The organism is Streptomyces sp. NPDC037054 (assembly GCF_055606745.1).
This window is the reverse complement of sequence record NZ_JBVJSJ010000008.1, coordinates 108,653-130,862: the sequence shown is the minus strand read 5'-3', so window position 1 is coordinate 130,862 and position 22,210 is coordinate 108,653. Positions and strand designations below refer to the sequence as shown.

The window sequence follows — 22,210 nt, the reverse complement described above, 5'->3', positions numbered from 1 at the left end:
CGTACCCGGCTCGTTTTGTATGACCTGGCCAAGCCCGTCAGCCGATACCGGACCGGTACCGCAACGTGCACCGATGTGAAGCAGACGTGAGCGGGCTCACTCCTTGCTGTCGATGACCGCCTTCATCACGTCCCTCGCGATCGGACCGGCGAGACCGCCGCCGCTGATGTCGTCACGGTTGGCGGCGCCGTCCTCGACGACCACGGCGACGGCCACCGGTGAGCTGCCGTCGGACAGCTTGGCGTAGGAGATGAACCAGGCGTACGGCTTCTCGCTGTTGTTGAGGCCGTGCTGGGCGGTGCCGGTCTTGCCGCCGACCGTAGCGCCGTCGATCCTCGCGCTGGAGCCGGTGCCCTGCGGTTCGCTGACCACGGCCTCCATCATCTTCTGGAGCTTCTGCGCGGTCTCGGAGGAGACGGCCTGGGACAGCTCTTCGGGCTCGCTGGTCTCGATGGTGTCGAGGTTCGGGGCCTTGAGCTGGTCGACCATGTACGGCTTCATCAGCTTGCCGTCGTTGGCGATGGCCGCGGAGACCATGGCCATCTGGAGCGGGGTGGCGCGGTTGGAGGCCTGGCCGATGCCGTCCATGGCGTTCTGCGGGGCGTTGTCCTCGGGGTAGACGCTCTCCGCGGCGCGGACCGGGGTGTCCAGCTCCGGGTTGTTGTAGCCGAACTTCTCGGCCTGCTCGATCATCTTCTCGTTGCCGATGTTGTCGGCGAGCTTCGCGAAGACGGTGTTGCAGGACACCATCAGGGCGTACTTCAGGGTGGCGTTCTTGCACTCACCGTGCTGGTTGGTGAGCGGGTTGCCGGTGGTCTGCGGCAGTTGGTACGGGTCCGGCGTCTTGGTGGGCTCGTCGATCTCCGAGACCTCGCCGTTCTCCAGCGCCGCGGCCGCGGTGACCACCTTGAAGGTGGAGCCGGGCGGGTAGACCTCGCGCAGCGCCCGGTTCAGCATCGGGTTGTCGGGGTTGTTCTGCTTCTGGACGGCCTTCCACGCCTCGGCGTCCTTGTCGGAGTTCCCGGCGAACTTCGACGGGTCGTAGGACGGGGTCGACACCAGCGCGAGGATCTTGCCGGTGGCCGGCTCGATCGCGGCGACGGCGCCCTTCTTGTTGCCCAGCCCCCGGAAGGCGGCCTTCTGCGCCTCGCCGTTGAGCGTGGTGACGACGTTGCCGCCCTCCTTGTGCTTGCCGGTCAGCATGTCGAGGGTGTTGCGGAAGAACAGCCGGTCGTCGTTGCCGGAGAGGATGCCGTCCTCCAGCTTCTCCAGCTGGTTGGCGCCGAACGCCTGCGAGGAGTAGCCGGTGACAGGCGCCCACATGGGGCCGTTGGTCCAGGTGCGCTTGTACCTGTAGTCGCCGCTCTTGGACTCGACGGAGTCGGTGATGGCCTTGCCGTCGACGATGATGTTGCCGCGCGGGGTGGAGTAGCGCTCGATGTTGACGCGGCGGTTCTCGTCGTCGTCGGCCAGGTCGTTGGCCTTGACGTACTGGAGGTAGTTGTTGCGGACCAGCAGGGCGAGGATGAGGAGTCCGCAGAAGATCGCGATCCGGCGCAGGGGTTTGTTCATGACGGGCGGACCACCTGGGTCATCTCGGCGTCGGGGTTGGGGGCAGGGGCGGGTGCGGGGCGCCTGGCGGTGTCGCTGATGCGGAGCAGGATGCCGATGAGGGCCCAGTTGGCGATGACGGACGAACCGCCGTACGCGACGAAGGGCAGCGTCATACCGGTCAGCGGGATGAGTCCCATGACACCACCGGCCACGACGAAGACCTGGAGGGCGAAGGCGCCCGACAGGCCGATCGCCAGCAGCTTGCCGAACGGGTCGCGGGCCGCGAGCGAGGTGCGGATGCCGCGCTCGATGATCAGCCCGTAGATCAGCAGGATCGCCATGACGCCCGCCAGTCCCAGCTCCTCGCCGAAGGTGGCGAGGATGAAGTCGGAGTTGGCGGCGAAGCCGATGAGATCGGAGTTCCCCTGGCCCCAGCCAGTGCCGAGGGTGCCCCCGGAGCCGAAGGCCCACAGGGCCTGCATGGCCTGCTCGGAGTGGATGATGCCGTCCTGGACTCCGGCTCGGGAGAGTTCGAACTCGCGCATCGGGTCGAGCCAGGCCTGCACACGCGTCTGGATGTGCGGCTCGAAGCTCGCCACGCCGACGGCACCGACCGCGGACATCAGCAGACCGAAGACGATCCAGCTGGTCCGCTCGGTGGCGACGTACAGCATGATGACGAACATTCCGAAGAACAGCAGCGACGTACCGAGGTCGGTCTCGAAGATCAGGATGAGGATCGACAGCACCCAGACCACGAGGATCGGGCCGAGGTCGCGGCCGCGAGGCAGGTACAGGCCCATGAAACGGCGGCTGGCCAGAGCCAGCGCGTCCCTCTTGACCATGAGATAGCCGGCGAAGAACACCGCCAGGACGATCTTGGCGAACTCGCCCGGCTGAAGCGTGCCGAGGCCGGGGATCTTGATCCAGATCTTGGCGCCGTAGATGTCCGCGCCAAGACCCGGCACCAGCGGCAGGATCAGCAGGAACAGGGCACCGGCCATGGAGATGTACGTGTAGCGCTGCAGGACGCGGTGGTCCTTGAGGAAGATCAGCACGACCGCGAGCAGCGCGACGCCCATCGCCGAGTACAGCAGCTGGCGCGGCGCCGCCTCGGCGTAGTTGCTGAGGCGCTTGGACTGGTCGAGACGCCAGATGGCCACGAGCCCGAGCCCGTTCAGCAGGGTGGCCAGCGGCAGCATCAGCGGGTCCGCGTACGGCGCGAACTTCCGGACGGCGAGATGGCCGATGCTTGCCAGCAGACCGAGGCCCAGACCGTAGCTCAGCAGGCCGGTGGGAACCTCGTCATTGATCGCCAGCCCCACATTGGCGTAGGCGAAAACCGGGATCACCACGGCGAACACGAGCAGCGCGAGCTCGGTGTTGCGCCGGCTCGGTGCGCCGATGGAGCCGATCGTTGACGTGTGGTGCGTCGGCGAGTTGGTTGGACTGCTCATCGTGTGACGGGGCCTCTCACGGCTTGCCTATTGCTTGCTGCACAGCGAGACGACCTTCTTCTCCTGCTCCGAGAGGCTCGGGCCGGGTGTCGGAGTCGGGGTGCCCTTGGCCGGTGCCGACGGTGAAGTCGACGGCGACGCCGAGGGGTTCGGTGTCGCCGTGGCCTTGGACGTGAGGGAGGTGCGGCTGGTTCCCAGCGTGCCTCCGGCCTCGCCCTCGCCCGTGCTCGCGTTGTTCTCGCTCTCCGCGGCGCGCCGCTCCGCCTCCTTCTTGCACGCGGACGCCTGCACCGACAGTTCCTGGATCTTCGCCTGGGCGTTCTTCAGGTCGCCCTCGGTGATGGTCGCCTTGACCAGTTTCTGCTGGTACGGCGGCAGGTACTTGAGTTCGATCTCGGGGTGGTCCTTCTCCACGTCCGACAGCGAGACCCAGGCCAGGTCCTGGCTGATGCCGCGGTACAGCGCGACGTGCTCGTCGTTGGCGCCGACGTAGTACTGGGTCTGCGTCCAGCGCCAGCCGCCGTACATGCCGCCGCCGACGACGGCGAGCACGAGCACGCCGTAGAGGGATCTCTTCAGCCACTTGCGGTTCTTGCGGGGCTTGACGAAGTCGTCGTCGCCGTAGTCGCCGAACGTCGCGGCGGGGACGTAGCCGGTGGTGTCGCCGCTGCCCGGCGGGCCGAACTCACCGCCCCCTCCGCCGCCCTGGCGGCCGAGGTGCGCGGCGCGGCCCGCGGGGGTCTGCATGATGCCGTTGTCGTGCAGCTGGTGCTGGTTCTCGGCGACCGCGCCGACCACGACCGGCGTGTCGGACAGCTGCCCGGCGAGGGTGTCGCCCGTGTCCAGGTCGAGGACGTCGGCGACGATCACGGTGATGTTGTCGGGGCCGCCGCCGCGCAGCGCGAGCTGGATCAGCTCCTGCACGGTCTCCTGCGGGCCCTGGTAGCTGGCGAGGGTGTCCTCGAGCGTCTGGTGGGACACGACGCCGGACAGGCCGTCGGAGCAGATCAGGTACCGGTCGCCGGCCCGCACCTCGCGGATGGACAGGTCGGGTTCGACGTGGTCGCCGCTGCCGAGGGCGCGCATCAGCAGGGAGCGCTGGGGGTGGGTGGTGGCCTCTTCCTCGGTGATGCGGCCCTCGTCGACGAGGCGCTGCACCCAGGTGTGGTCCTGCGTGATCTGCGTCAGCACACCGTCGCGCAGCAGGTACGCGCGCGAGTCGCCGACGTGCACGAGGCCGAGGCGCTGGCCGGTCCACAGCAGGGCGGTCAGGGTCGTGCCCATGCCCTCCAGCTGGGGGTCGTCCTCGACCATGGAGCGCAGCTGGTCGTTGGCGCGCTGTACGGCCGTGCCGAGCGAGGTGAGGATGTCGGAGCCGGGGACGTCGTCGTCGAGCGCGACGATGGTGGAGATCGCCTCGGAGGAGGCGACCTCGCCGGCGGCGGCGCCGCCCATGCCGTCGGCGATGGCGAGCAGGCGCGGGCCCGCGTAACCGGAGTCCTCGTTGCCCTCCCGGATCATGCCTTTGTGCGATCCGGCGGCGAAGCGCAGTGACAGACTCATGCGCACCTCGCCCGTCGGCTCCGGGTACATCCGCACGGTGCCCACCCTCCGGTCGGGAGCGCGCCGGGGCCCGGGGTGCCGGGCGCCGCTGCGTGCTCGCTCCGCTCGCGCTCATTCATGACGTAGCACTACTTCCGCAGCTCGATGACGGTCTTGCCGATGCGGATCGGCGCGCCCAGCGCAATCGGTGTGGGGGTCGTCAGCCGGGTCCGGTCCAGGTAGGTGCCGTTCGTGGAGCCCAGGTCCTCGACGATCCACTGGCCGTCTCGGTCCGGGTAGATCCTGGCATGGCGGCTGGAGGCGTAGTCGTCGTCCAGCACGATCGTGCTGTCGTGCGCCCGGCCCAGGGTGATGGTCTGGCCCTGGAGCGCGACGGTGGTGCCGGTGAGGGTGCCCTCGGTCACCACGAGTTTGGTGGGGGCGTTGCGGCGCTGGCGGCCGCCGCCCTGCTGGCCGCGCTGCGGTGGGGGCGCGGCCTGTCGTGCGGCCTGCTGCGGCCGCGCGGCCTCCTGGCGGGCCCCCCGCTGGGTGACGCGCGTACCGAACAGATCGCTGCGGATGACCTGCACGGCCACGATCACGAACAGCCACAGTACGGCCAGAAAACCCAGCCGCATGACCGTGAGGGTCAGCTCTGACATTGCCCCCGGATCACCCTTCGGCTTGCCTGTAGATAACGGTGGTGCTGCCCACGACGATCCGCGAGCCGTCGCGGAGCGTAGCGCGGGTGGTGTGCTGCCCGTCCACCACGATGCCGTTGGTGGACCCGAGATCCTGGATCGTCGAGGGCGTTCCGGTCCGGATCTCGCAGTGCCGGCGGGAGACGCCGGGGTCGTCGATCCGCACGTCGGCGTCGGTGCTGCGACCCAGCACGAGCGTGGCGCGGGAGATCTGATGGCGGGTGCCGTTGATCTCGATCCAGTGGCGGGTGCGTGCGCCGGGCGGGGTCGCGCCGGGACGCGGAGCCGTGGCGGGCTGCGGGTAGCCGTAGCCGCCGGGGCGGCCGGCGCCGGGTGGCGGCGCGGCTGGCATGGGGGGAGCGCCGGCGGGCTGACCGGGCGGCGGGTAGCCGTAGCCACCGCCTGCCGGGGGCCGTCCGGCGGGCGGCGCGGAGGCCGGTGCCTGCTGGCTGCTGGAGGAGGCGAGCGTGCGGCTGCGCACCCGGTACAGACCGGTGTCGAGATCGTCGGCCTTCTCCAGGTGGACCTTGATGGGGCCCATGAAGGTGTAGCGCTGCTGCTTCGCGTAGTCGCGCACCATGCCGGCGAGTTCGTCGCCGAGCTGGCCCGAGTACGGGCTGAGCCGCTCGAAGTCGGGAGCGCTCAGCTCCACGATGAAGTCATTGGGTACGACCGTCCGGTCGCGGTTCCAGATCGTCGCGTTGTTGTCGCACTCCCGCTGGAGTGCTCCCGCGATCTCCACGGGCTGCACCTCGGACTTGAACACCTTGGCGAAGGTGCCGTTGACCAGACCTTCGAGACGCTGCTCGAACTTCTTCAGGACTCCCATGGGGCACCTCCTCCGCCGTTGCCGTCCTGTGTACTGCGCTGCGTTCTGTCGTGCCGTCCCGTCCCGCGGTCCGGCGTGACCACCTGGTACTGCTTACTGATCGTATCCACGCGCCGGTGAATCGGCTGGTTCCCCCTGTCCGCCCGGTCGACGGGTGTCGACGCCTGACGACGTTCCCTGCGGGGCTCCTCTTCGAACCCTTCGGGCAGCATGCCTGCGCGTACTCCTGCCCTGGATCGTAGAGGGGGCCGTAGACCAGTGTCCCGCACCTGACTGCGGTCCCCGACCGGCTCCTGGCCAGATGCCCGGGACCGGTACGAGGTTGATACGTGAACAGGTGCGGGTTGATACGTGTGGGACTGGTGGGGCGCGGGAGGGGCGGTGGTGCCCTGCTCGGCGGCCTGCCGGGGGCCGTCGCGCGGGCGTCGGGAGGGTGCCGGGACGGTGCTGGGGCGGTGCCGGGGCGGGCGTCGGGCGGTCCGCGCGCCGGCGTTCTCGCGGGAGGGAGTCGGCCGTTCTCGCGGGAGAGAAGGGATGTGAATCCACCCCGTACAGCGTGCTAATGTTCTGGGTGTCGGAAGGCGCCAGGCCCGAAAGGGCGGGACCGGAAGACACACCCAATGCGCGGGTGGCGGAATAGGCAGACGCGCTGGATTCAGGTTCCAGTGCCCGCAAGGGCGTGGGGGTTCAACTCCCCCCTCGCGCACACCGTGAGAACGGGCGGCATCGTCAAGATGCCGCCCGTTTTCGTGTGCCCGGAGACGGGTACGGAAGGCCGCGGACCAGGGCCGCGGACCAGTGCCGCGCGGGTGCCGGTACGGGTGCGGGCTGTGAGGAACGTCTCAGGCAGCCCCGGTGGCGGCCTCAATGGAGGTTGTCCACAGGGTCTGACCGTGTCCGGCCGCCGGCTGTACCGTCGGCACGAGTCGATGTTCGTGCGTGCGGGGGAGGCGGTCGCGGTGACCGAGGTCGATGAGGGGACGGTCGGGGCCGGGGCTGCCGGTTCCGGCGGCGCGGGCGCGGTTCCGGCGCAGCAGGCGTCCGCCGACGGCGGGGCGCGGCGGCTGCCCCGGGTGCGCGGCTTCGCGCGGTGGCCGGACGCGGGGTCGGTGAAGGAGGCCGGCAAGGCGCTGCGCGACGGCGTCCCGCGCGGCGCGCACGCCGTGCTCGACCTGGACGCCGCCCGGCCCGACGCGGTCGGCGCGGTCGAGGAGTCCAACCGGGGCCGCATCCCCGGGCTCGCCCCGCTCCGGGTGGGCCGCATGGCGGCCACGCCGTTCGCCTTCCTGCGCGGCTCCGCGGGCCTCATGGCGTACGACCTGGCGCGTACGCCGACGACGCGGATCCCCGCGCAGATCTGCGGCGACGCGCACGCGGCGAACTTCGGGCTGTACGGCGACGCGCGCGGCGGCCTGGTCATCGACCTGAACGACTTCGACGAGACGGTCCCGGGCCCCTGGGAATGGGACCTCAAGCGGCTCGCGGCGTCCCTGGTGCTCGCCGGCCGGGAGGCCGGGGCGGACGAGGACACCTGCCGCAGGGCCGCCCACGACGCGGCCGGGGCCTACCGGCGCACCATGCGGCTGCTGGCCCGGCTGCCGGTGCTGGACGCGTGGAACGCGATCGCGGACGAGGAACTGGTCTCCCACACGGACGCGCACGACTTGCTCGGCACGCTGGAGCGGGTCTCCGAGAAGGCCCGCGCCAACACCAGCGGGCGTTTCGCGGCGAAGTCGACCGAGCCGACCGAGGACGGCGGCCGCCGCTTCGTCGACGCCCCGCCGGTGCTGCGGCGCGTGCCGGACGCGGAGGCCGCGGCGGTCGCGGCGTCCCTGGAGCCGTACCTGGCCACGCTGCCCGAGGACCGGCTGCCGCTGCTGGCCCGGCACGCGGTGCACGACGTGGCGTTCCGTGTCGTCGGCACGGGCAGCGTCGGAACGCGGTCGTACGTCGTGCTGCTGCTGGACCACCGGGGCGAGCCCCTGGTGCTCCAGGTGAAGGAGGCCCGGCCGTCGGCGCTGCTGCCGCATCTGGTGACCGCAGGGTTCGAGATACCGGAGGTCGCGCACGAGGGGCGGCGCGTGGTCCTGGGGCAGAAGCGGATGCAGGTCGTCAGCGACATCCTGCTCGGCTGGACGTCGGTGGAGGGGCGGCCGTTCCAGGTGCGGCAGTTCCGCAACCGCAAGGGCAGCGTGGACCCCGCCGCGCTCGCCGCCGACCAGGTCGACGACTACGCGCGCATGACCGGCGCCCTGCTGGCCCGCGCCCACTCCCACAGCGCGGACCCGCGCCTCGTCGCCGGCTACTGCGGCAAGAACGAGGAACTGGACGAGGCGGTGGCCGCCTTCGCCGTGGCCTACGCCGACCGCACGGAGGCCGACCACGCGGACCTGGTCACGGCGATACGCGCGGGCCGCGTCGCGGCGGAACTGGGCGTGTGACGCGCCGTCGCGGTGCCGCCCAGCGGGCCTGGAGCGCCGGGTGAGGTACGTGGACGTGGACGGCGTGGCGGGTGAGCTGACCGGCGTACTCGACCCGGGGCCCTGTCTGGCGCGGCTGCCGGAGCTGGCGCCGCGGCTGCCGCCGGGCGCGCGGGCGTTCGCCACCGACCCGGGGCACTACGACTTCTCGGGCCGCCGGTGCGTGAAGGACCTTGCGCCGGTGACCGTACGGCGGTGCGGGGACGGCGAGTTGGAGATCCGCTTCCGGCACAACTGCTGGAAGCACGACGTGGACCTGGTCGTCCGGTACGAGGGGGTGCGTGACGTTCGGGTCGCCGTCCGGGTCGACGTCCCGGACGGCGGAGGAGCGGGCGGCGAAGGAGCGGGCGGGGCGAGCGGGGACGGGGTGGCCCGGCTGGTCAGTGACGGGGTGGCCGAGTTGGGGGACGTGGTCCTCGACGAGGTGTTGCCGCACTCCGAGGGCTGCGCCCACGAGATCGCCTGCCGGGGCGGGACGCTGGTGGTGACCTGCCGTGACCTGTCGGCGACCTGGGTGGACGCCGGCTGTCCCGAGGACCGGTGATCCGGCCCCCGGGGCGTGGCGAGGCCGCGGGGGCCGTGGCCTAGGCTGGCCGGGTGACGACCCCGGAAGCTGAGCAGCCGCGGCCCGAGGACCGGCTCGAACAGGCCGTGCGGGCCGCCGAGCAGGCGCTGATCGAGTACGAGATCGCCGTGGAGACCTTCCGCGTCGAGGTCGAGAACTTCTCGCGGCTGCACGAGCAGAGGCTCGGTCCGATGTACGCGCGGATCGAGGAGCTGGACGCGCGGATCCTGGAGGCCCGGGCCGCCCGCAGCGGCGACCCCGAGGACCGCCGTCGTGCCGAGGAGGCGCGGGCCCGCCTCGCGCCGATCCCCGGCGTCGAGGAGTTGCTGAACGGCTGGATGGACGGGGACGGGCTGTTCCCGGAGGCCGCGGCGATGCTCACGGACCAGCCGGTGCGGCCTCCGCAGCGGGTGCGCCCCAGCGAGGGCGCCCGCAAGCTCTTCCGCGACCTCGTCCGCAAGGCCCACCCCGATCTGGCGCAGGAGGAGAAGGAACGTGCGCGGCGCGAGGAGTTCATCACCCGCGTCAACGCCGCCTACGCCCGCGGTGACGAGACGGAGCTGCGGGAGCTGGCCGAGGAGTGGGCGGCCGGTCCGAAGGTCGAGCGCGGTCCGAGCCGTGGCGAGGAGCTCTTCGCCCGCCTGGAGTGGCTCGCCCAGCGCAAGGAACTGCTCGCGGTGATCGCGAAGGAGCTGGAGGACAGCGCTATCGGCGCCATGCTCCGGCTCGCCCCGGACGACCCGGACGCGCTCCTGGAAGAGATCGCCGGCCGGCTGTCCTCCGACGTCGCCGAGCGCGAGGCGCAGCTCGCGGCGCTGCTGGACGCCCCTTAGGGGGTGTCGGTCCCGGGTCGCGACGTGACGTCGTCGGCGGGAGCGCGGCAGGCGGCACTTTGCGGGCCGGGCCCGGCGGTCCGGTAGCGTCGGGGGTATGCAATTCGGAGCTGGTGTGCCCACGGTTCAGGTCGCGGATCTCAAGGACGGCGACTTCCTGCTGGACGTCCGCGAGGACGACGAGTGGAAGGCCGGTCACGCGGCAGGGGCGCTGCACATCCCGATCAGTGAGTTCGTGGCCCGGTACGGCGAGCTGACCGAGGCCGCCCCGCAGGACGGCACGATCCACGTGATCTGCCGTTCCGGTGGCCGTTCGGCGCAGGTCACGCAGTATCTGGCGCAGCAGGGCATCGACGCCGTGAACGTGGCGGGCGGCATGCAGGTGTGGGAGGCCGCGGGCCGTCCCGTCGTGACGGACGACGGACAGCCGGGGCACGTCCTGTAGTCGACGCCCGCCGGACGGGATGTCCTTAACCCGAGGGATGTCCCGATCCGTCGGTGATCCGGTGTGGCCACGACCGGCCGGGACTGCCGACCGGGGGTGTGCCGGGCGGGCGCGTCTGAGTACCGTTCCGTGCGAACGCCGCGGAGCGGCGGAATCCGGCGATGCGACGCGGCCCCGTGGGCCGGCGCCAGGGCCGGGCGGACGGAACGACTGACCGACGGAACGACGGACCGGCTGACCGACGGACCGGACACATCGGGGAACGGGGCGGAATGGACGCGTACGACGGAGGCTCGGACGACCGGCGGGGGCCGGACACGTCGGCCTCTCCGGCCCCTCCGGCCTCTCCGGCCCCTCCGGCCTCCCCGACTCCTGCCCTTCCGGCCTCTCCGATTCCTCCAGCCTCTCCGCCCCCCACGCCCCCCACGGCCACTGCGGATGCGAGCGTCGCTCTGTCGCCCGACGAGCCGAAGCCCGTCGACATCACCACGCTCTCGCCGCGCCACCAGATAGCCGTGGCGCTGGCGCTCGCGGTCGTCGCGGCCACCGTCTGCGTCCACCTCGGCATGTCGTTCCTGCACGTCGCGCCGGCGAACACCATCACCAAGCAGCACGGCCAGGCCATCGACGACTGGATATATCCGGAGTTCGAGCAGAACTGGAAGCTGTTCGCGCCCAACCCGCTGCAGCAGAACATCGCCGTCCAGGTCCGCGCCGAGGTGCGCACGGGCGACGGCGGGACCCGGACCACCGGCTGGTACGACCTGTCCGCGCAGGACGGCCGCGCCATCGACGGCAACCTGCTGCCGAGCCACACCCAGCAGAACGAACTGCGCCGGGCCTGGGACTTCTTCACCGCCACGCACGGCAGCGACAACCGCCCGATGGGCATGCGCGGCGCGCTGTCCGAGTCGTATCTGCGGCGCATCGTGGTGATGCGGCTGGACCGCGCCGGCGTGGCCGGCCCCGGCGGCAGCGTCGAGCGGGTCCAGGTCCGGTCCCGGACCACCAACGTGCAGCCGCCCGAGTGGACGCGGGAGCGCGTCTCGGACAAGCCGACCTACCGGGTGCTGCCCTGGTGGTCGGTCTCCGTCGGCACCGACACCGCTGACGGCGAAGCCACCGAAGCCACCGAAGCCACCGAAGCCACCGAAGCCGACACCGCTGACGCCGAAGCCGAAGCCGACGCCGCCGCCTCGACCGAGGGGAGCGCGCGGTGAACCGTCTCGCCCTGTACTTCTCCCAGGCCATCGCCCGCGTCACCGGCGCCGCGCTCGGCCCGTACCAGACGGCCGTCATCCGCATCGGCTTCAGCCTGACCTGGCTGCTGTTCCTGCTGCGCGAGCTTCCGCACCGGCACGAGCTGTACGGACCGGACGGCCCCTGGTCCTGGGACCTGGCCCAGCAACTGATCGGGTCCAACGGCGCGTTCACGGTGCTGATGTGGTCGGACGGGCGGCTGTGGTTCGAGGCGGTGTACGCGTTCGGTGTGCTGACCAGCGTGCTGCTGCTGCTCGGCTGGCGGACCCGCACGATGTCGGTGCTGTTCATGGTCGGGGTGCTGTCGCTGCAGAACCGCAGCATCTTCATGGGCGACGGCGGCGACAACGTCCTGCACCTGATGTCGATCTACCTGGTGTTCACGCGCTGCGCGCAGGTGTGGTCGCTGGACGAGCGGCGGGAGCGCCGGGCGCGGGCCGCACTCGCGCGTGGCGAGCGGGTCGTGGACCGGACCGGGCCCGTGCTGTGGTCCGTGCTCGGGTTCGTCCTCGTCGCGGTGACCCTGGCGGGCAGGCTCGACGGCGACCTCGTCATCCCGGCGTTGCTGTGGGGCGTGTGGCTCGCGCAGGCCGTGTGGTGGGTGGTCGGGCGGCGGTCCCGGACCGGGCGGCCGCGCATGATGCTCGACGCCGTCGGCAACATCGTGCACAACGGCGCGCTGTTCGTGATCATGGCCGAGGCGTGCCTGATCTACGCCACGGCCGGCTGGTACAAGATCCAGGGCTCGCGCTGGCAGGACGGCACCGCCGTCTACTACCCGCTGCACCTGGACTACTTCTCGCCCTGGCCCGCGCTCGCCGACCTGCTGACCGCCAGCGCCACGATGATGCTGCTGGTGACGTACGGGACGGTGATCGTGCAGGTCGCGTTCCCGTTCACGCTGTTCAACCGGCGGGTGAAGAACGTCCTGCTGGTGGCGATGATGACCGAGCACGCCGTGATCGCCGTGGTGCTCGGGCTGCCGTTCTTCTCGCTGGCGATGATCGCGGCGGACGCGGTGTTCCTGCCGACGCCGTTCCTGCGCCGGGTGGGCGGCTGGGTGGCACGCGCGCGTGACCGGGCGCTGGGCCGCGGCGACCGTACGACCGCGCCGGACGAGCGTGCCGAGGAGAAGGCGGAGCAGCCGCACGTAGGCTTCCCGGCATGACCGATGCAGGCTCCGGCTCCGACTCCGGCTTCGACCGCGGCTCCGGCACCGACTCCGGCTCTGGCTTCGACCGCGGCTCCGGCTCCGATCCCCTGCGGCTGTGGCACCGGCTCGCGGACACGGCCGTGCTGCTCGACGGCTTCCACGCCCTCAAGCACGCCGTGCGGTTCGGTGCCGAGGTGCCCGTGGCGGTCACCGCCGACCGGTCGGCCGCCCTCGCGCTCGCCGAGGAACTGGCGCCCGACGTCCTCGCCGCGCTGGACGGGCTGCTGACCGAGGTGCCGGAGGCGACGTACCGCGGGCTGGTCCCGCGCCCGCATCCGACCGCCGTCGCCGCCCTGGCCGTACGGCCCTCCCGCGCGGCCAACGTGCGGAGGCTGGCGCACACGCCCCGGACGACGCCCGTGGTGGTCCTCGACAACCCGCGGAACCTGGGCAACGCCGGGGCGGTGATCCGGCTGGCCGCCGGTTTCGGCGCGACCGGTGTCGTCACCACCGGCACCCTCGACCCCTGGCACCCCACGGTGGTGCGCGGCGGGGCGGGGCTGCACTTCGCGACGGCCGTGGAGCGGCTGGCCGTCGAGGAACTGCCGCCGGGGCCGGTCTTCGCGCTCGATCCCGAGGGGGAGGACATCCGCGGGGTGAAGCTGCCGGACGACGCGCTGCTCGCGTTCGGTTCGGAGCGCAGCGGGCTGTCGGCCGAACTGCGCGCCCGCGCCGACCACTTGGTGGCGCTGCCGATGCGCCCACAGGTGTCCAGCTACAACCTCGCGACCAGTGTGGCCATGACGCTGTACCACTGGAGCGCGGGCGGGACCGGGGGCGCGCCGGCGTAGGCCCTCACGCCCCGCCGCGCGCTCCCTTCGTGCCCGCCGCGTCCGCCGTGCCCGCCGCGTCCGGCTCGGCCTACGCGTCCTCCGCGCCGGCTCACGCCTCCCTGCGGACCTCGACGACGCGGAACCGGTTGGCGACGAACGCCCCGTCGCACAGGGCCGAGTTGGCCGCCGGGTTGCCGCCCGAGCCGTGGAAGTCGGAGAAGGCGGCCGTCTGGTTGACGTACACCCCGCCGGTGAGGTTGAGGGAGAGCTGGGCCGCCTCCTCCAGGCAGACCTCCTGCACGGCCTGCTCGACCTCGGCGTCGGTGGTGTACGCGCCGACCGTCATGGCGCCCTTCTCGCGGATCGTGCGGCGCAGCAGTTCCACCGCGTCGGCCGCCGAGTCGACCGCGACGGCGAACGCGACCGGGCCGAAGCACTCGCTCATGTAGGCGGCCTCGGCGTCCGGCTTCGCGCCGTCCAGTTTCACGATCACGGGCGTGCGGACCACGGCGCCCGGGAAGTCCGGGTTGGTGATCTCGCGGGAGGCGAGGGCGACCTCGCCGAGTCCGGCGGCGGCCTCCAGACGGGCCTTGACGTCCGGGTTGACGATGGCGCCGAGCAGGGCGTTCGCCCGGGCGTCGTCGCCGAGCAGGCCGTCCACGGCCTTCGCGAGGTCGGCGACCACCTCGTCGTAGGACTTGGGGCCCTCGTCCGTGGTGATGCCGTCGCGCGGGATGAGCAGGTTCTGCGGGGTGGTGCACATCTGGCCGCTGTAGAGCGACAGGGAGAACGCCAGGTTGGCGAGCATGCCCCTGTAGTTGCCGGCCGACTCGACGATCACCGTGTTGACGCCGGCCTTCTCCGTGTAGACCTGGGCCTGTCGGGCGTTCGTCTCCAGCCAGTCGCCGAAGGACGTGGAGCCCGTGTAGTCGATGATCCGGATCTCCGGGCGGGTCGCGAGGGTCTTGGCGATGCCCTCGCCGGGCCGCTCGGCGGCCAGCGCGACCAGGTTCGGGTCGAAGCCGGCCTCGGTGAGCACCTCGCGGGCGACCCGCACGGTGAGCGCCAGCGGCAGCACCGCGCGCGGGTGGGGCTTGACCAGGACCGCGTTGCCCGTGGCCAGGGAGGCGAACAGGCCCGGGTAGCCGTTCCACGTCGGGAAGGTGTTGCAGCCGATCACCAGGCCGATGCCGCGCGGGACCGGCGTGAACTGCTTGGTCAGCGCGAGCGGGTCGCGCTTGCCCTGCGGCTTGGTCCACTCCGCGGTGTCGGGCGTGCGGACCTGCTCCACGTACGCGTACGCCACGGCCTCCATGCCGCGGTCCTGCGCGTGCGGGCCGCCCGCCTGGAACGCCATCATGAAGGCCTGGCCGGACGTGTGCATGACCGCGTGGGCGAACTCGTGGGTCCGGTCGCTGATGCGCTTGAGGATCTCCAGGCAGACCACCGCGCGCGTCTCGGCGCCGGCGTCCCGCCAGGCCCGCATCCCGGCCTTCATGGCGGGCAGCAGCACGTCCACGTCCGCGTGCGGGTACGTCACGCCCAGCTCGATGCCGTACGGGGAGACCTCGCCGCCCACCCAGTCGTCCGTGCCGGGCTGGTCCAGGTCGAGGCGGGTGCCGAGCAGGGCGTCGAAGGCGGCCTTGCCCGCGGCCATGTCCAGGCTGCCGCCCTCCCCGTACGCCTTGGGGTGCTCGGGGTGCGGGGACCAGTACGCGCGCGTGCGGATGGCTTCCAGCGCTTGGTCGAGGGTGGGCCGGTGCCTGGCGATCAGGTCGTGCGCGGTCAGTTCGGCGGCCATGCGGGACCAACTCCTCGTCTCAGGAACTCGTCGTCGAGCTCATGGACCTGGACAGAAACGTGGGCGTGAACGGCTAGTCAGAGTTAGAGTAACCGAACGATCGGTCGGGACAAGGGGGCCTGCCGCATCTGTGGAGAACCCCGTGCGGGAGGATCGCGCTCATGACAGCACTCGACCTCAGCAGCCCCGTGGCCGTCGTCGGCACCGGCACCATGGGCCAGGGCATCGCCCAGGTCGCACTGGTCGCGGGCCACCCCGTCCGGCTCTACGACGCCGCCCCGGGCCGTGCCCGGGCAGCGGCCGACGCGATCGGCGCCCGCCTCGACCGGCTCGTCGAGAAGGACCGGCTCAGCGCCGCCGACCGGGACGCCGCGCGCGCCCGGCTGCTGCCCGCCGACAGCCTCACCGACCTCGCGGACTGCGCCCTGGTCGTCGAGGCGGTGCTGGAGCGCCTCGACGTCAAGCGAGACCTCTTCACCGAGCTCGAAGGCATCGTCGCCGACGACTGTCTCCTCGCCACCAACACGTCCTCGCTGTCCGTCACGGCCATCGGCGGCGCCCTCGCCCACCCGGGCCGGTTCGTCGGCCTGCACTTCTTCAACCCGGCGCCGCTGCTGCCGCTCGTCGAGGTCGTCTCCGGGTTCGCCACCGACGTCACGTCGGCCACGCGCGCGTACGAGACCGCCCGCGCTTGGGGCAAGGCCCCGGTGGCCTGCGCGGACACCCCCGGCTTCATCGTGAACCGCATCGCCCGGCCCTTCTACGCCGAGGCGTTCGCGGTGTACGAGGCGCAGGCCGCCGACCCCGCCACCATCGACGCCGTGCTGCGCGAGTCCGGCGGTTTCCGGATGGGCGCCTTCGAGCTCACCGACCTCATCGGGCAGGACGTCAACGAGTCCGTCACGCACTCCGTCTGGGAGTCGTTCTTCCAGGACGTGCGCTTCACGCCGTCGCTCGCCCAGCGCCGCCTCGTGGAGTCCGGCAGGCTCGGCCGCAAGAGCGGGCAGGGCTGGTACGACTACCGGGACGGTGCCGAGCGCCCCGAACCGCACACCGCCGAGCCGTCCACGCCGCCCGAGTACGTCGTCGCCGAGGGCGATCTGGGCCCGGCGTCCGAACTGCTCACGCTGATCCGTGAGGCGGGCATCCCGGTCCGCGAGGAGGACGAGGACCACGGCACCCGGTTCGTGCTGCCGAGCGGCGGTCAGCTCGTCCTCGCCGACGGGCAGACGTCCGTGGAGTTCCGCGACGTCGTCTACTTCGACCTCGCCCTCGACTACCGCCGTGCCGGCCGCGTCGCCCTCTCGGCCTCCCAGGACACCGCGCCGCGCACGCTCGCCGAGGCCACCGGGCTGTTCCAGGCCCTCGGCAAGAAGGTCAGCGTCATCGGGGACGTTCCCGGCATGATCGTCGCCCGCACGGTCGCACGGATCATCGACCTGGCGCACGACGCCGTGGCGAAGGGCGTGGCCACCGAGGAGGACGTCGACACCGCGATGCGGCTCGGGGTCAACTACCCGCTCGGACCGTTCGAATGGAGCCGCAGGCTCGGCCGCAACTGGGCGTACGCCCTGCTGGACGACCTGCACCTGCGCGACCCCAGTGGCCGCTACGCGCCGTCCCTCGCGCTGTACCGGCACGCGTACGCCTCCGACAAGCGGGAGGGCAGCACCTCATGACCACCGCCAGGCGCGACACGTACACGCCGGAGACGCTGCTGTCCGTGGCCGTGCGGGTGTTCAACGAGCGGGGCTACGACGGCACGTCCATGGAGCACCTGTCCAAGGCCGCCGGGATCTCCAAGTCGTCGATCTACCACCACGTGTCGGGCAAGGAGGAGCTGCTGCGCCGGGCCGTCAGCCGCGCCCTGGACGGTCTGTTCGGCATCCTCGACGAGGAGCACGCGCGCGAGGGGCACGCCGCCGACCGGCTGGAGTACGTCGTACGGCGCATGGTCGAGGTGCTGCTGCGCGAACTGCCGTACGTGACGCTGCTGCTGCGGGTGCGCGGCAACACCGGCACCGAGCGGTGGGCGCTGGACCGGCGCCGTGAGTTCGACCACCGGGTGGCCGCGCTGCTGAAGGCGGCGGCCGACGCGGGCGAGGTGCGCGGGGACGTGGAGGTGCGGCTCGCGACCCGGCTCGTCTTCGGCATGATCAACTCGATCGTCGAGTGGTACCGGCCGGAGGTGCGCGGCATGGGGGAGCGCGAAGTCGCCGACGCGGTGGTGAGGTTGGTGTTCGGGGGGCTCCGCAAGGACGGTTCCTGAGCCGCGAGGCGAGCGGGCCCCGGACGGGTCCCGGGCGTGCTGCGGGCCGGCCGCGGTCGTGCGGCGGTCGCGCTGTCGGGTTCAGCCCTGCGGTTCCAGGTCTTCCTCCTCGAACACCAGCAGCGTGCGCGTGCTGAGGACTTCGGGCATCGCTTGGAGGCGGGTCAGCACCAGTTCGCGCAGTGACCTGTTGTCGGCGACGTGCACCATCAGCAGCACGTCGAAGTCCCCGCCGACCAGGGCGATGTGGGAGGCGCCGGGCAGCTGCCTGAGCTGTTCGCGGACCGTGCGCCAGGAGTTCTGGACGATCTTCAGCGTGATGTAGGCCGACGTGCCGTGGCCCGCCCGTTCGTGGTCCACGCGGGCGCCGAAGCCACGGATCACGCCGTCCTCGATGAGCCGGTTGATGCGCGCGTAGGCGTTCGCCCGCGAGACGTGCACCCGTTCGGCGACCGACCGGATCGACGCGCGGCCGTCCGCCTGGAGCATCCGCAGGATGTCCTGGTCTATGGAGTCGAGGGGGCGTGGGGGCGGGAGCGGGCCGCCGGGGTCCACTCCCTCGGCCATTTGTTCAGATGCCATCTCCCCCGGCCTCCCTACCATGGACGTACTGCGTTCATTTCAGGTTGTGCAGAACCGTTTGTCCACAGCCTGGGGCCGCCTGTAGCCAAAATGTGCCGACGACCGAACAATCGGTTGGTGAGGCGCGTCACAGACGCCGCGCCTTTTGATGCCGCTCCCACCAGGAGGTGCCGTCATGACGGTCATGGAGCAGCGGGGCGCCTACCGGCCGTTCCCGCCGCCCGCCTGGCAGCCCCGCACGGACCCCGCGCCGCTGCTGCCCGACGCCGAGCCCCACCGCGTCCTCGGCACCGAGGCCGCCGCGCAGGCCGACCCGGACCTGCTGCGCAGGCTGTACGCGGAGCTGGTGAGAGGCCGCCGCTACAACACGCAGGCGACCGCCCTCACCAAGCAGGGCCGCCTCGCCGTCTACCCGTCCAGCACCGGCCAGGAGGCCTGCGAGGTCGCCGCCGCGCTCGTGCTGGAGGAGCGCGACTGGCTCTTCCCGAGCTACCGCGACACCCTCGCGGTCGTGGCACGCGGCGTGGACCCCGTCGAGGCCCTCACCCTGCTGCGCGGCGACTGGCACACCGGCTACGACCCCCACGAGCACCGGGTCGCCCCGCTGAGCACGCCGCTCGCCACCCAGTTGCCGCACGCCGTCGGGCTCGCCCACGCCGCCCGTCTCAAGGGCGACGACGTGGTGGCGCTGGCCATGGTCGGCGACGGCGGCACCAGCGAGGGCGACTTCCACGAGGCGCTGAACTTCGCGGCCGTCTGGCAGGCCCCGGTCGTCTTCCTCGTCCAGAACAACGGCTTCGCCATCTCCGTCCCGCTCGCCAAGCAGACCGCGGCCCCGTCGCTGGCCCACAAGGCCGTCGGCTACGGCATGCCGGGCCGGCTGGTCGACGGCAACGACGCCGCGGCCGTGCACGAGGTCCTGAGCGAGGCCGTCCGGCGCGCGCGTGCGGGCGGCGGTCCCACGCTCGTGGAGGCGGTGACGTACCGCGTGGAGGCCCACACCAACGCCGACGACGCGACCCGCTACCGCGGCGACGCCGAGGTGGAGACCTGGCGCGAGCACGACCCGATCCGGCTGCTGGAGCGGGAGTTGACCGACCGCGGCCTGCTCGACGAGGACGGCATGAGCGCCGCGCGGGACGCCGCCGAGGAGATGGCGGCCGGACTGCGCGAGCGGATGAACCAGGACCCGGCGCTCGACCCGATGGACCTGTTCGCCCACGTCTACGCCGAGCCCACGCCCCAACTGCGCGAGCAGCGGGAGATGTTGCGCGCCGAGCTGGAGGCCGAGGCCGAGTCGGAAGGGGGCGACCGATGACGACCGTCGCCGTCAAGCCGGCCACCATGGCGCAGGCCCTCACGCGCGCGATGCGCGACGCGATGGCCGCCGACCCGGCCGTGCACGTGATGGGTGAGGACGTCGGCACCCTCGGCGGCGTCTTCCGGGTGACCGACGGACTCGCCAAGGAGTTCGGCGAGGACCGCTGCACGGACACCCCGCTCGCCGAGGCGGGCATCCTCGGCACGGCCGTCGGCATGGCCATGTACGGCCTGCGGCCGGTCGTGGAGATGCAGTTCGACGCGTTCGCCTACCCGGCGTTCGAGCAACTGGTGTCGCACGTGGCGAAGATGCGCAACCGCACGCGCGGCCGGATGCCCCTGCCGCTGACCATCCGCGTCCCCTACGGCGGCGGCATCGGCGGCGTCGAGCACCACAGCGACTCGTCCGAGGCGTACTACATGGCGACTCCGGGGCTCCATGTCGTCACGCCCGCGACCGTCGCCGACGCCTACGGCCTGCTGCGCGCCTCGATCGCCTCCGACGACCCGGTGGTCTTCCTGGAGCCGAAGCGGCTGTACTGGTCGAAGGACTCCTGGAACCCCGAGGAGCCCGCGCCCGTTGAACCCATTGGCCGCGCGGTGGTGCGGCGCTCGGGGCGGAGCGCCACGCTCATCACGTACGGGCCGTCCGTGCCGGTCTGTCTTCAGGCGGCCGAGGCGGCCCGGGCCGAGGGCTGGGACCTCGAAGTCGTCGATCTGCGCTCCCTGGTGCCGTTCGACGACGAGACGGTGTGCGCCTCGGTGCGGCGGACGGGACGCGCGGTCGTCGTCCACGAGTCGGGTTCCTTCGGAGGCCCGGGCGGGGAGATCGCGGCCCGGGTCACGGAGCGCTGCTTCCACCACCTGGAGGCGCCGGTGCTGCGTGTGGCCGGGTTCGACGTCCCGTACCCGCCCCCCATGCTGGAGCGCCACCACCTGCCCGGTGTGGACCGGATCCTCGACGCCGTGGGGCGTCTGCAGTGGGAGGCCGAGAGCTGATGGCACAGGTGCTGGAGTTCAAGCTCCCCGACCTCGGTGAAGGACTGACCGAGGCGGAGATCGTGCGCTGGCTGGTGGAGGTCGGCGACGTGGTCGCGATCGACCAGCCGGTCGTCGAGGTCGAGACGGCCAAGGCGATGGTCGAGGTGCCCTGTCCGTACGGGGGCGTGGTCACCGCGCGCTTCGGCGAGGAGGGCACCGAGCTGCCCGTCGGGGCGCCGCTGCTGACGGTCGCGGTGGGGGCGTCGGCCCCCGACCGGGAGTCGGCGGACTCGAGCACCCCCGCGTCGGCCTCCGGCCGGCGGTCGTCCGGTGCGCCGGCCGAGAGCACCTCGGGATCGGGCAACGTCCTGGTCGGATACGGCACCTCGGAGGCACCGGCGCGCAGGCGCAGGGTCCGCCCGGCACAGCCGGCGTCCGCCGCCTCCGGGACCTCGGGAGCGAGCGCGCCCGGGACCGCCGGTGCGGCGAACGGGCGTCCGCGTGATGCCGCCCCGGCCGCGGCGGGACCCGTCGGTCCGGTCGCGGCGTCCAACGGGCGGGCCGGGTCCTCCGCCGAGCCGGCCGACGGTCCCGTCCCGGTGATCTCGCCGCTGGTCCGGCGCCTGGCCCGGGAGAACGGCCTCGACCTCCGGGAGCTGACCGGTTCGGGACCGGACGGGCTGATCCTGCGGGCCGACGTGGAGTACGCGCTGCGGGCCGCCGCCGCGCAGGAGCGCCCGGCGCAGCCGTCGGCCGAGCCGCACACGCGCGTGGCGTCCTCGCCGTCGTCCGCGCCGCCCGCGCACGGCGGGGTCCGCACACCGCTCAAGGGCGTTCGCGGAGCCGTCGCCGACAAGCTGTCCCGCAGCAGGCGCGAGATCCCGGACGCCACCTGCTGGGTGGACGCGGACGCCACGGAGCTGATGCGGGCGCGCACCGCGATGAACGCCGCGGGCGGGCCGAAGATCTCCCTGGTCGCGCTGCTGGCCCGGATCTGCACCGCCGCCCTGGCCCGCTTCCCGGAGCTCAACTCCACGGTGGACATGGCCGCGAGGGAGGTCGTGCGGTTCGACCACGTGCACCTGGGCTTCGCCGCCCAGACCGACCGCGGCCTGGTCGTGCCGGTCGTCCGGGACGCGCACGCGCGCGACGCCGAGGCGCTGACCGCGGAGTTCGCGCGGCTGACCGAGTCGGCCCGCGCCGGGACCCTGACACCGGGTGATCTCACCGGCGGCACCTTCACGCTGAACAACTACGGGGTCTTCGGCGTCGACGGCTCCACGCCGATCATCAACCACCCCGAGGCCGCCATGCTCGGCGTCGGCCGCATCGTCCCCAAGCCGTGGGTGCACGAGGGCGAGCTGGCGGTGCGGCAGGTCGTCCAGCTGTCGCTCACCTTCGACCACCGGGTGTGCGACGGCGGCACGGCGGGCGGCTTCCTGCGGTACGTCGCCGACTGCGTGGAGCAGCCGGCGGTGCTGCTGCGGACCCTGTGAGGTGAGGGCGGGGGCGCCGCGCGACGCCCCCGCCGCGCCCCCTCCCGAGACCCCGCATGGCGTGGACGGCACGGCACATGTGTCCGCATGCTGCGCGTGGGGGGTGGCA

19 protein-coding genes and 1 tRNA gene are annotated in these 22,210 nt (G+C 72.1%); 13 read left to right on the top strand and 7 right to left on the bottom strand.

Features of this window, described 5'->3' with window-relative positions:
• Positions 1-96 precede the first annotated feature (96 nt).
• The 5 genes from ACZ7D7_RS20640 to ACZ7D7_RS20620 all read right to left on the bottom strand — a co-directional run bounded on the left by ACZ7D7_RS20640 (position 97) and on the right by ACZ7D7_RS20620 (position 6,083).
• The gene (locus tag ACZ7D7_RS20640) at positions 97-1,572 is read right to left on the bottom strand and encodes a peptidoglycan D,D-transpeptidase FtsI family protein (protein WP_470825993.1); all 1,476 of its coding nucleotides are present in this window, start codon (positions 1,570-1,572) and stop codon (positions 97-99) included.
• Complete coding sequence (locus ACZ7D7_RS20635) at positions 1,569-3,011, bottom strand: FtsW/RodA/SpoVE family cell cycle protein (RefSeq protein WP_470825992.1); 1,443 nt, start codon at positions 3,009-3,011, stop codon at positions 1,569-1,571. Before ACZ7D7_RS20635 ends, ACZ7D7_RS20640 begins: the two co-directional genes overlap by 4 nt.
• 27 nt (positions 3,012-3,038) lie before the next feature.
• The gene (locus ACZ7D7_RS20630; RefSeq protein WP_470825990.1) at positions 3,039-4,574 is read right to left on the bottom strand and encodes a Stp1/IreP family PP2C-type Ser/Thr phosphatase; all 1,536 of its coding nucleotides are present in this window, start codon (positions 4,572-4,574) and stop codon (positions 3,039-3,041) included.
• Positions 4,575-4,702: 128 nt separating this feature from the next.
• Positions 4,703-5,215: an FHA domain-containing protein FhaB/FipA gene (locus ACZ7D7_RS20625; protein ID WP_470825989.1), complete on the bottom strand. Its 513-nt coding sequence runs from the start codon at positions 5,213-5,215 to the stop codon at positions 4,703-4,705.
• Between the two features lie 10 nt (positions 5,216-5,225).
• A complete protein-coding gene (locus tag ACZ7D7_RS20620; protein WP_470825987.1) occupies positions 5,226-6,083 on the bottom strand; it encodes an FhaA domain-containing protein in 858 nt (285 codons plus the stop codon).
• A gap of 622 nt (positions 6,084-6,705) precedes the next feature.
• Between ACZ7D7_RS20620 and ACZ7D7_RS20615 the strand changes: the two genes are divergently transcribed.
• The 8 genes from ACZ7D7_RS20615 (at position 6,706) to ACZ7D7_RS20580 (ending at position 13,670) form a co-directional block, all read left to right on the top strand.
• Positions 6,706-6,789 (top strand) — tRNA-Leu (locus tag ACZ7D7_RS20615).
• 223 nt (positions 6,790-7,012) lie between these two features.
• Positions 7,013-8,524, top strand: a complete 1,512-nt coding sequence (locus tag ACZ7D7_RS20610) for a DUF2252 domain-containing protein (RefSeq protein ID WP_470826221.1) — start codon at positions 7,013-7,015, stop codon at positions 8,522-8,524.
• Between the two features lie 40 nt (positions 8,525-8,564).
• On the top strand, positions 8,565-9,107 hold the full coding sequence (locus ACZ7D7_RS20605; RefSeq protein WP_470825986.1) for a hypothetical protein: 543 nt from the start codon (positions 8,565-8,567) through the stop codon (positions 9,105-9,107).
• Positions 9,108-9,160: 53 nt separating this feature from the next.
• Positions 9,161-9,961 (top strand): hypothetical protein, encoded by an 801-nt coding sequence (locus ACZ7D7_RS20600; protein WP_470825985.1) that lies wholly within the window; start codon positions 9,161-9,163, stop codon positions 9,959-9,961.
• A gap of 115 nt (positions 9,962-10,076) precedes the next feature.
• Complete coding sequence (locus ACZ7D7_RS20595; RefSeq protein WP_470826219.1) at positions 10,077-10,406, top strand: rhodanese-like domain-containing protein; 330 nt, start codon at positions 10,077-10,079, stop codon at positions 10,404-10,406.
• 272 nt (positions 10,407-10,678) lie between these two features.
• Positions 10,679-11,626 (top strand): DUF5819 family protein, encoded by a 948-nt coding sequence (locus ACZ7D7_RS20590; RefSeq protein WP_470825984.1) that lies wholly within the window; start codon positions 10,679-10,681, stop codon positions 11,624-11,626.
• Positions 11,623-12,834, top strand: a complete 1,212-nt coding sequence (locus ACZ7D7_RS20585; RefSeq protein WP_470825983.1) for an HTTM domain-containing protein — start codon at positions 11,623-11,625, stop codon at positions 12,832-12,834. Before ACZ7D7_RS20590 ends, ACZ7D7_RS20585 begins: the two co-directional genes overlap by 4 nt.
• A complete protein-coding gene (locus tag ACZ7D7_RS20580; RefSeq protein WP_470825981.1) occupies positions 12,831-13,670 on the top strand; it encodes a TrmH family RNA methyltransferase in 840 nt (279 codons plus the stop codon). The genes ACZ7D7_RS20585 and ACZ7D7_RS20580 overlap by 4 nt, the downstream gene beginning before the upstream one ends.
• Positions 13,671-13,761: 91 nt before the next feature.
• Here the strand turns inward: ACZ7D7_RS20580 and paaN are convergent, their stop codons facing one another.
• Positions 13,762-15,453 (bottom strand): phenylacetic acid degradation protein PaaN, encoded by a 1,692-nt coding sequence (gene paaN / locus ACZ7D7_RS20575; protein ID WP_470825980.1) that lies wholly within the window; start codon positions 15,451-15,453, stop codon positions 13,762-13,764.
• A 161-nt stretch (positions 15,454-15,614) separates the two neighbouring features.
• On the opposite strand from paaN, the gene ACZ7D7_RS20570 reads away from it, so the two are divergent.
• Together ACZ7D7_RS20570 and ACZ7D7_RS20565 are read left to right on the top strand one after the other, a co-directional pair.
• Positions 15,615-17,132 carry a 3-hydroxyacyl-CoA dehydrogenase gene (locus ACZ7D7_RS20570; RefSeq protein WP_470825978.1) on the top strand — a complete coding sequence of 506 codons (1,518 nt, stop codon included), beginning with the start codon at positions 15,615-15,617 and terminating at the stop codon, positions 17,130-17,132.
• Positions 17,129-17,722, top strand: a complete 594-nt coding sequence (locus tag ACZ7D7_RS20565) for a TetR/AcrR family transcriptional regulator (RefSeq protein WP_470825976.1) — start codon at positions 17,129-17,131, stop codon at positions 17,720-17,722. Before ACZ7D7_RS20570 ends, ACZ7D7_RS20565 begins: the two co-directional genes overlap by 4 nt.
• A gap of 81 nt (positions 17,723-17,803) precedes the next feature.
• Here ACZ7D7_RS20565 and ACZ7D7_RS20560 read toward each other — a convergent pair whose 3' ends face one another.
• A complete protein-coding gene (locus ACZ7D7_RS20560; protein WP_470825975.1) occupies positions 17,804-18,304 on the bottom strand; it encodes an Lrp/AsnC family transcriptional regulator in 501 nt (166 codons plus the stop codon).
• A 175-nt stretch (positions 18,305-18,479) separates the two neighbouring features.
• Between ACZ7D7_RS20560 and pdhA the strand changes: the two genes are divergently transcribed.
• The 3 genes from pdhA to ACZ7D7_RS20545 are packed head-to-tail and all read left to right on the top strand — an operon-like array spanning position 18,480 to position 22,101.
• Positions 18,480-19,622: a pyruvate dehydrogenase (acetyl-transferring) E1 component subunit alpha gene (gene pdhA, locus ACZ7D7_RS20555; RefSeq protein WP_470825974.1), complete on the top strand. Its 1,143-nt coding sequence runs from the start codon at positions 18,480-18,482 to the stop codon at positions 19,620-19,622.
• The gene (locus ACZ7D7_RS20550) at positions 19,619-20,623 is read left to right on the top strand and encodes an alpha-ketoacid dehydrogenase subunit beta (protein ID WP_470825973.1); all 1,005 of its coding nucleotides are present in this window, start codon (positions 19,619-19,621) and stop codon (positions 20,621-20,623) included. The genes pdhA and ACZ7D7_RS20550 overlap by 4 nt, the downstream gene beginning before the upstream one ends.
• Positions 20,623-22,101 (top strand): dihydrolipoamide acetyltransferase family protein, encoded by a 1,479-nt coding sequence (locus ACZ7D7_RS20545; RefSeq protein WP_470825972.1) that lies wholly within the window; start codon positions 20,623-20,625, stop codon positions 22,099-22,101. The genes ACZ7D7_RS20550 and ACZ7D7_RS20545 overlap by 1 nt, the downstream gene beginning before the upstream one ends.
• Positions 22,102-22,210: the final 109 nt, after the last annotated feature.

What these genes read in the sequence shown, in the direction of transcription:
- ACZ7D7_RS20565 (WP_470825976.1), top strand. Translation starts at nt 17,129, where the DNA reads ATGACCACCGCCAGGCGCGACACGTACACGCCGGAGACGCTGCTGTCC.
- ACZ7D7_RS20625 (WP_470825989.1), bottom strand. Translation starts at nt 5,215, where the DNA reads ATGTCAGAGCTGACCCTCACGGTCATGCGGCTGGGTTTTCTGGCCGTA.
- paaN (WP_470825980.1), bottom strand. Translation starts at nt 15,453, where the DNA reads ATGGCCGCCGAACTGACCGCGCACGACCTGATCGCCAGGCACCGGCCC.
- ACZ7D7_RS20635 (WP_470825992.1), bottom strand. Translation starts at nt 3,011, where the DNA reads ATGAGCAGTCCAACCAACTCGCCGACGCACCACACGTCAACGATCGGC.
- ACZ7D7_RS20590 (WP_470825984.1), top strand. Translation starts at nt 10,679, where the DNA reads ATGGACGCGTACGACGGAGGCTCGGACGACCGGCGGGGGCCGGACACG.
- ACZ7D7_RS20545 (WP_470825972.1), top strand. Translation starts at nt 20,623, where the DNA reads ATGGCACAGGTGCTGGAGTTCAAGCTCCCCGACCTCGGTGAAGGACTG.
- ACZ7D7_RS20620 (WP_470825987.1), bottom strand. Translation starts at nt 6,083, where the DNA reads ATGGGAGTCCTGAAGAAGTTCGAGCAGCGTCTCGAAGGTCTGGTCAAC.
- ACZ7D7_RS20560 (WP_470825975.1), bottom strand. Translation starts at nt 18,304, where the DNA reads ATGGCATCTGAACAAATGGCCGAGGGAGTGGACCCCGGCGGCCCGCTC.
- ACZ7D7_RS20580 (WP_470825981.1), top strand. Translation starts at nt 12,831, where the DNA reads ATGACCGATGCAGGCTCCGGCTCCGACTCCGGCTTCGACCGCGGCTCC.
- pdhA (WP_470825974.1), top strand. Translation starts at nt 18,480, where the DNA reads ATGACGGTCATGGAGCAGCGGGGCGCCTACCGGCCGTTCCCGCCGCCC.
- ACZ7D7_RS20550 (WP_470825973.1), top strand. Translation starts at nt 19,619, where the DNA reads ATGACGACCGTCGCCGTCAAGCCGGCCACCATGGCGCAGGCCCTCACG.
- ACZ7D7_RS20640 (WP_470825993.1), bottom strand. Translation starts at nt 1,572, where the DNA reads ATGAACAAACCCCTGCGCCGGATCGCGATCTTCTGCGGACTCCTCATC.
- ACZ7D7_RS20610 (WP_470826221.1), top strand. Translation starts at nt 7,013, where the DNA reads ATGTTCGTGCGTGCGGGGGAGGCGGTCGCGGTGACCGAGGTCGATGAG.
- ACZ7D7_RS20630 (WP_470825990.1), bottom strand. Translation starts at nt 4,574, where the DNA reads ATGAGTCTGTCACTGCGCTTCGCCGCCGGATCGCACAAAGGCATGATC.
- ACZ7D7_RS20570 (WP_470825978.1), top strand. Translation starts at nt 15,615, where the DNA reads ATGACAGCACTCGACCTCAGCAGCCCCGTGGCCGTCGTCGGCACCGGC.